Here is a 5,874-nt window from a genome sequence, read left to right as displayed (position 1 = left end):
ATAAATTATCAAAATTTGTTATAATAAAAATAAATGGAATTTTTAGGAGGATACATAATGATAATAACTACTATAAACAATGTACCAGGAAAAGAAATAAAAGAAGTCTATGGTTTTGTATCAGCAAGTACTGTTAGAACAAAAAACATAGGAAAAGATATAGGCGCTAGTTTTAAAACTTTAGTTGGTGGAGAAATAAAAGCTTATCAAGAAATGATGGAAGAGGCTAGAAAAATTGCCGTAGGAAGAATGGTTGACAAAGCTGAATCTATGGGTGCAAATGCTATTATAGGTATGCAAATAAGTACTTCTGCTGTTATGGCTGGAGCAAGTGAAGTTATTGCTTATGGAACAGCAGTTTTAATAGAGGAGTAGTATATAAGGGGAGCATATTGATGAATATGATTATCTTTGGTATCTTTACGCTATTTTATGGAGCTATAATAATTGGCTCAATAATTTTACTTATTGTAAAAGTTATTGAAAGACAAAGAGAGAAAAAAGAAGAAAATTTAGATAAATACGATAAATATTAAGGTTTATAGCATAAAAATTTTAGGTTTTTATGCTATTTTTTATGAAAATATTTGAATTAATTCACTTTAAGTAATATTATATAATTAAATAGAAAATTATAGGAAATTTATAAGCAAAGAGGGTAACTAAATGAAAGACAGCTATTTAAGAGAAATAGACTATCTTAGAATTTCTCTTACAGATAAATGTAACTTAAGGTGTGTTTATTGTAAGGAGGAAGACGAGATAGCTGAAGAAGAATCTGTTAATAATATACTAAGTTTCGATGATTATAAGTTTATAATAAAGAGTTTTAAGGAGCTTGGTGTAAATAAAATAAAATTTGTAGGAGGAGAGCCGATTTTATATCCTTACTTAAAAGACTTAATTTATTTTGCTAAACATGAGTGTAATATAGAAGATGTATCTATTACAACCAATGGTCAGAACTTCAGTGAAAAAGCATTGGAATTGAAAAATAGCGGTCTTGATAGAGTAAATTTAAGTATAGACTCTCTAAAAGAGTATAAATATAATGCAGTAACTAGAGGTGGTAGTTTAACAGAAGCACTAAATGCTCTAAATACATGCATAAGACTAAAACTACCAGTAAAAATAAACTGTGTTCTTATAGATGAATTCAACACAGATGAGGTGTATGACTTTATTAGGCTGACAAAATATCATAATGTGGATGTAAGATTTGTAGAACTTACACCGTGGAATGGAAATAAAAGACTTTATGATTTAAGTTATGTAAATGCAAAAGAATTAATAGAAAATCTAGAAGATATTAATATTTTAGGATTTGAGGTAGAGTCTAACGCGAAATATTATAAAATGGAAAAATTAAAAGGAAGAGTAGGAACAATAGCACCAATTAGTGACTGTTTTTGTAAAAACTGTAATAAAATGATGATTACTCATGATGGATTTATAAGACTTTGTCTTCATGCAGATGAAGAAATAGATTTAAGGGAATTTTTACACAAACCAATAATGTTTAAAGAAGTAATAAAAGAAATATTAAAAGAAAAACCAAGGAATCATACATTAATTTGATACTTATTAAGTAATTCATATATTATTAATGAAAAAATTAAATATAAAAATAGCTAGAGTATTTGAAGCAAAATAAACCTAGCTATTTTTATATACATATATTTATTCATAAGATATGGTAAACTTAAGTTTGCTCCAATTTTTCAAATAATAATTATAAACTTGATGTATTAATGGTTCATAGTCAAAAAACACTTTACTTGTTTCAATTTTTTTTTCTGAAATTCGTTTGTATTCTCCTACCCAATATGGCTCTTGAAAGTAAACAGTCAAATCTGCACATACTTCCTTCATTAATATACCTCCTAAAGTTTATCAATTGATTTATATATAATTATTCAATTTATAATTTGACTATGACTAAATGAAAGAATTTTTAGAAGATTATATAAATTTACAACAGACAATATGTTCTTCATCTTTACCGTTATTATCAACTACAACTAGATATTCTTTATAATGGGCATTGTGTGGTCTTAAATACTTGCAAGATTTAACTAAATCATTATCTTCTAAATATAATAACTCATGATCTTTTAAAAACTTTCTATTTATAAGTTCCATTATTTCTTCCACAAAATCACCTCCTAAAAAATATATACCCAATATTTTACATTCTTAATAATTTGAGATTGAAATTAAAAAAGAATAGGAAGTTATAATTAAGAGTAAAATAATATAATAATGCTTAAAATATTAAAAAAATATTTAACATTCTCTTAACAATCATTTAACCTTTCTTTAACCAAAGGGTTATAAAAATGTAATATTATAGCATGGTAGCTTAAATATTAAATATATGTTAAATGAAAAACATAATTGTTAAATATGTATTACAAAATGAAATATACATATAAAAAATGGGATGATAATCATTAGATATAACTTAAGGAGGAAAGAGTTTTGGAAATAGCAATAAGCCTGTTAGGCGGTCTGGGATTATTCCTATATGGAATGAATTTAATGGCAGAAGGCCTGCAAAAAGCAGCAGGAGACAAACTAAAAAGAATAGTAGAAAAGTTAACTAGTAACACAGTTATGGGTGTTATAGTAGGGACAGTAGTAACAGCAATTATACAAAGTTCATCTGCAGCAACAGTAATGGTTGTTGGTTTTGTAAATGCAGGAATAATGAATTTAACTCAAGCAATAGGTGTTATAATGGGAGCTAACATAGGAACAACTGTTACAGCTCAAATAGTATCATTTAAATTAGAAGCAATAGCACCAGTTGCTCTAGGTATTGGTATAATATTATATTTATTTAGCAAAAAGCAAAGAACAAAAGAATTTGCAACAATACTTTTAGGATTTGGTATCTTATTTACAGGTATGGAATTTATGAAAGATGCAGTTAAACCTTTAGCTGAATATGAAGGATTTAGACAATCATTAATTTACTTTGGTAAGCATCCATTACTTGGAATTCTTGCAGGTTTTGCTATAACAGGTATAATACAAAGTTCGTCAGCTTCAATGGGTATGCTTATAGCACTTGCTTCACAAGGGTTAATACCACTTAGTGCAGCACTTCCAATATTATACGGAGATAACATAGGAACTTGTGTAACTTCATTAATATCAAGTATAGGTGCATCTAGAAATGCTAAACGTGCAGCTACAATGCATTTAACTTTTAACGTTATAGGTACTTTAATATTTGTTTTAGTTTTAAATTATCCAATAACTAAGTTTGTAACATGGTTAGATCCAACTGATGCAGCTAGACAAATAGCAAATGCACATACTATATTCAACGTAGTAAACGTATTAATTTTATTACCATTTGCAAAATATATAGTTAAATTAGTATTAAAAATGATGCCAATAACTGAAGAAGAAAGTGAAGCAACAGTTAGAACTAAATATTTAGATGAAAGAATACTTCAAACTCCATCTATAGCTCTTGGAAATACAATGAAAGAAGTTATAAGAATAGGTGATAAAGCAAACCATGCATTAGAAGCGTCTATGGACTCTTTATTAAATAAATCAATGGAATCTGTTAAGAAAACAGAAAAATATGAAGAAATAGTAAACATATTACAAAAAGACATATTAAATTATTTGTTAAAACTTTCTAAGTCACCACTTAATGATGAAGAAAGAAATAAAGTTGACTTATTATTTAACACAGTTAATGATATAGAAAGAGTATCTGACCATGCTGAAAATATATCTGAATTATCTAAAATAGCAATAGAAAAAGATTTACAATTCTCTCAAAGTGCTATTGAAGAAATGACTAATATATACACTAAATCGCAAGAAAACTTCAAAACAGCATTAAAATGTTTAGAAGAAGATAATAAAGAAATGGTATCTAAAATTTACAAAGTAGAAGATGAAGTAGATGCCCTTGATAAACTTTATAAGAAAACTCACATGGAAAGATTAAATAAAGGAAAATGCACAATTGATTCTGGAGTACTGTTCTTAGATTTACTAACAAATTTAGAAAGAGTATCAGATCACTCATGTAATATAGCTAATCAAGTTAAAGCAAACTAATAAAAAAGTTGTCTCTTATGAGACAACTTTTTTTATAGAGTAACGAATATATATGATTGCTAAAAGATATATCTTTGGTAATATGAAGTGGACCTCCCACACAATAGCTTAAGATGATTTGCTGATATATTGTTCAAATGAAGTGAAATTTTTATTGAATTTTAATTTTTATTAAATCACCATTATATCTTTCTAAATTAGCAATTTCGCCCGTTAGATTATAATTAAATGAGTCTAAAAGGGATTTTATCATTTTTTGTGTATCAACGATTTCTTCTTCAAATAAGAAAAAATCCAAAGCATTATTTTTTATTAGTTTTTTAACAAAGTCAACAGGCAGATTTAATTTAATTTTATCGCCTGTATGAGAGTTTATATTTATGATAACTAATCTATCATTATAGTTTTTTATGGTAGCAGCCATATTTATCCTCCTTTACATAGAAAAACTTTCTCTATTTATTAATTTATATTCATAGAGTGATGTATTTTATAACAAAATATAAATACTTGAAAAATAAATGAAAGTGTGCTAGAATTAATTGTCAACATTATTTTAAGGAGTTGTGAGTCAGTGTTAAATTATATCAAATTTGCTCTATTTCAAATTTTTGGATTTTTATTATCCATACCAGAGTTGATAAAACTAAAGTACAATGAGAAAAAATATAGTAGTATTGAAAAATTTAGATTCGTAAAGAATCATGCTAAAAGATCTCTTGATTTAGTAAAGATAAAGATAAAAGTTATAGGTAAAGAAAAAGTACCGAAAGAAGAGGTTTTATTTGTATCAAATCATGCTAGTATGTTAGATAGCTATATCTTAGTTTCCAGCATAGTAAAGCCAGTTGGAGTTATAATTGCTGATGTGCCTACTTGGAGACATATACCAATTGTGAGCCATTGGCTAAATTTAATGAAGTGTGTTTTTATAAATAGAGAAAACAACAGAGAAGGAATGAAAAGTATAATTAAAGCATCAGAGAATATTAAGATGGGGCAAAGTATGGCAGTATTTCCTGAAGGAGACCTAACTTGGGTAAAAGATCCCGATGCTTTAATTTCTGATTTTAAACCAGGATCTTTAAAAATTGCGTATAAGGCAAAATGCCCTATAGTTCCTATGGTAATAAAAAACTCTAGAAGCACTTACGAAGGCTATGAACCAGTGGGGAAAATAAAATCAGGAAATGTGGAAGTTGAGTATCTAGATCCTATATATGATCATATTGAAAATCCGAAGATAAAAACTGCAGAACTAGCAGAAAGAATAAAAGAAAAAATGATTTGTGCCATGGAAATGAACATGAATTAAAAAAAGAGAGGAAAGCCTCTCTTTTTTTTAATGTTTTAATCTAAATGTATCACAAACTGCATTTTTCATATTAATAAGAACATGACTTGCATTACAAGCACCTTGAATATTATATGTACAGTTTTTTGCACTACAAGATATACTTTGAGTATTAGTAAGAGTATCATCACTTACAGAGTTTGTAAAATTAGCTTCAGCTTTGTTTATGAAACTTTCGCAGTAAGTTTCTGGAGTAACAGTAGCCTCAAAGCCTTCTACTTTTATATGTGAAGCATAACAATAACCAGTTTTATTATAAGCACAATTTGAAACAAGGCAATTTAAATTGCTATTCATAATGTACCTCCTTCATAATATTTACTTTATTATTATTATGATATTTTTTATAAATTTAATACAAATATGATGATTTAAGATATCTTATAATTAAAAATAAAGCTAATTAGTAAAAGCATTAAATAGATAATAGA

At 27.0% G+C, this 5,874-nt stretch carries 9 protein-coding genes; 5 read left to right on the top strand and 4 right to left on the bottom strand.

All coding sequences use genetic code 11. The features are described from left to right. Nucleotides 1–57 precede the first annotated feature (57 nt). From NSA58_RS14565 to NSA58_RS14555, 3 genes are all read left to right on the top strand, one after another. Complete coding sequence (locus NSA58_RS14565) at nt 58–375, top strand: YbjQ family protein (RefSeq protein WP_039680727.1); 318 nt, start codon at nt 58–60, stop codon at nt 373–375. A gap of 20 nt (nt 376–395) precedes the next feature. Continuing rightward, the gene (locus NSA58_RS14560; protein ID WP_200886408.1) at nt 396–536 is read left to right on the top strand and encodes a hypothetical protein; all 141 of its coding nucleotides are present in this window, start codon (nt 396–398) and stop codon (nt 534–536) included. A 130-nt stretch (nt 537–666) separates the two neighbouring features. Continuing rightward, nucleotides 667–1,578, top strand: a complete 912-nt coding sequence (locus tag NSA58_RS14555; RefSeq protein ID WP_039680726.1) for a GTP 3',8-cyclase MoaA — start codon at nt 667–669, stop codon at nt 1,576–1,578. Nucleotides 1,579–1,680: 102 nt separating this feature from the next. Here the strand turns inward: NSA58_RS14555 and NSA58_RS14550 are convergent, their stop codons facing one another. Next, nucleotides 1,681–1,872 carry a DUF2992 family protein gene (locus NSA58_RS14550; RefSeq protein ID WP_074429512.1) on the bottom strand — a complete coding sequence of 64 codons (192 nt, stop codon included), beginning with the start codon at nt 1,870–1,872 and terminating at the stop codon, nt 1,681–1,683. 90 nt (nt 1,873–1,962) lie between these two features. Next, the gene (locus NSA58_RS14545) at nt 1,963–2,154 is read right to left on the bottom strand and encodes an arginyl-tRNA synthetase (protein ID WP_039680725.1); all 192 of its coding nucleotides are present in this window, start codon (nt 2,152–2,154) and stop codon (nt 1,963–1,965) included. Between the two features lie 327 nt (nt 2,155–2,481). Between NSA58_RS14545 and NSA58_RS14540 the strand changes: the two genes are divergently transcribed. Beyond that, nucleotides 2,482–4,089: a Na/Pi cotransporter family protein gene (locus NSA58_RS14540; RefSeq protein WP_257560625.1), complete on the top strand. Its 1,608-nt coding sequence runs from the start codon at nt 2,482–2,484 to the stop codon at nt 4,087–4,089. Nucleotides 4,090–4,240: 151 nt separating this feature from the next. Here the strand turns inward: NSA58_RS14540 and NSA58_RS14535 are convergent, their stop codons facing one another. Then, nucleotides 4,241–4,513 carry a hypothetical protein gene (locus tag NSA58_RS14535; RefSeq protein ID WP_039680723.1) on the bottom strand — a complete coding sequence of 91 codons (273 nt, stop codon included), beginning with the start codon at nt 4,511–4,513 and terminating at the stop codon, nt 4,241–4,243. Between the two features lie 150 nt (nt 4,514–4,663). Between NSA58_RS14535 and NSA58_RS14530 the strand changes: the two genes are divergently transcribed. Beyond that, entirely contained in the window at nt 4,664–5,404 is a 741-nt protein-coding gene (locus NSA58_RS14530; protein WP_074429511.1) for a lysophospholipid acyltransferase family protein, read from the top strand. 27 nt (nt 5,405–5,431) lie between these two features. Here the strand turns inward: NSA58_RS14530 and NSA58_RS14525 are convergent, their stop codons facing one another. Beyond that, on the bottom strand, nt 5,432–5,740 hold the full coding sequence (locus NSA58_RS14525) for a DUF1540 domain-containing protein (protein WP_052232867.1): 309 nt from the start codon (nt 5,738–5,740) through the stop codon (nt 5,432–5,434). Nucleotides 5,741–5,874 lie beyond the last annotated feature (134 nt).

The sequence above is a fragment of the Terrisporobacter muris genome (genome assembly GCF_024621905.1).
GTDB classification, from domain to species: Bacteria; Bacillota; Clostridia; order Peptostreptococcales; family Peptostreptococcaceae; genus Terrisporobacter; species Terrisporobacter muris.
The sequence above is the reverse complement of the archived record's forward strand: the minus strand, read 5'-3'. Positions and strand labels throughout refer to the sequence as shown.

Excerpts from the sequence above, each read along its gene's own strand:
- NSA58_RS14565 (WP_039680727.1), top strand. The coding sequence starts at position 58 with ATGATAATAACTACTATAAACAATGTACCAGGAAAAGAAATAAAAGAA.
- NSA58_RS14560 (WP_200886408.1), top strand. The coding sequence starts at position 396 with ATGAATATGATTATCTTTGGTATCTTTACGCTATTTTATGGAGCTATA.
- NSA58_RS14555 (WP_039680726.1), top strand. The coding sequence starts at position 667 with ATGAAAGACAGCTATTTAAGAGAAATAGACTATCTTAGAATTTCTCTT.
- NSA58_RS14550 (WP_074429512.1), bottom strand. The coding sequence starts at position 1,872 with ATGAAGGAAGTATGTGCAGATTTGACTGTTTACTTTCAAGAGCCATAT.
- NSA58_RS14535 (WP_039680723.1), bottom strand. The coding sequence starts at position 4,513 with ATGGCTGCTACCATAAAAAACTATAATGATAGATTAGTTATCATAAAT.
- NSA58_RS14525 (WP_052232867.1), bottom strand. The coding sequence starts at position 5,740 with ATGAATAGCAATTTAAATTGCCTTGTTTCAAATTGTGCTTATAATAAA.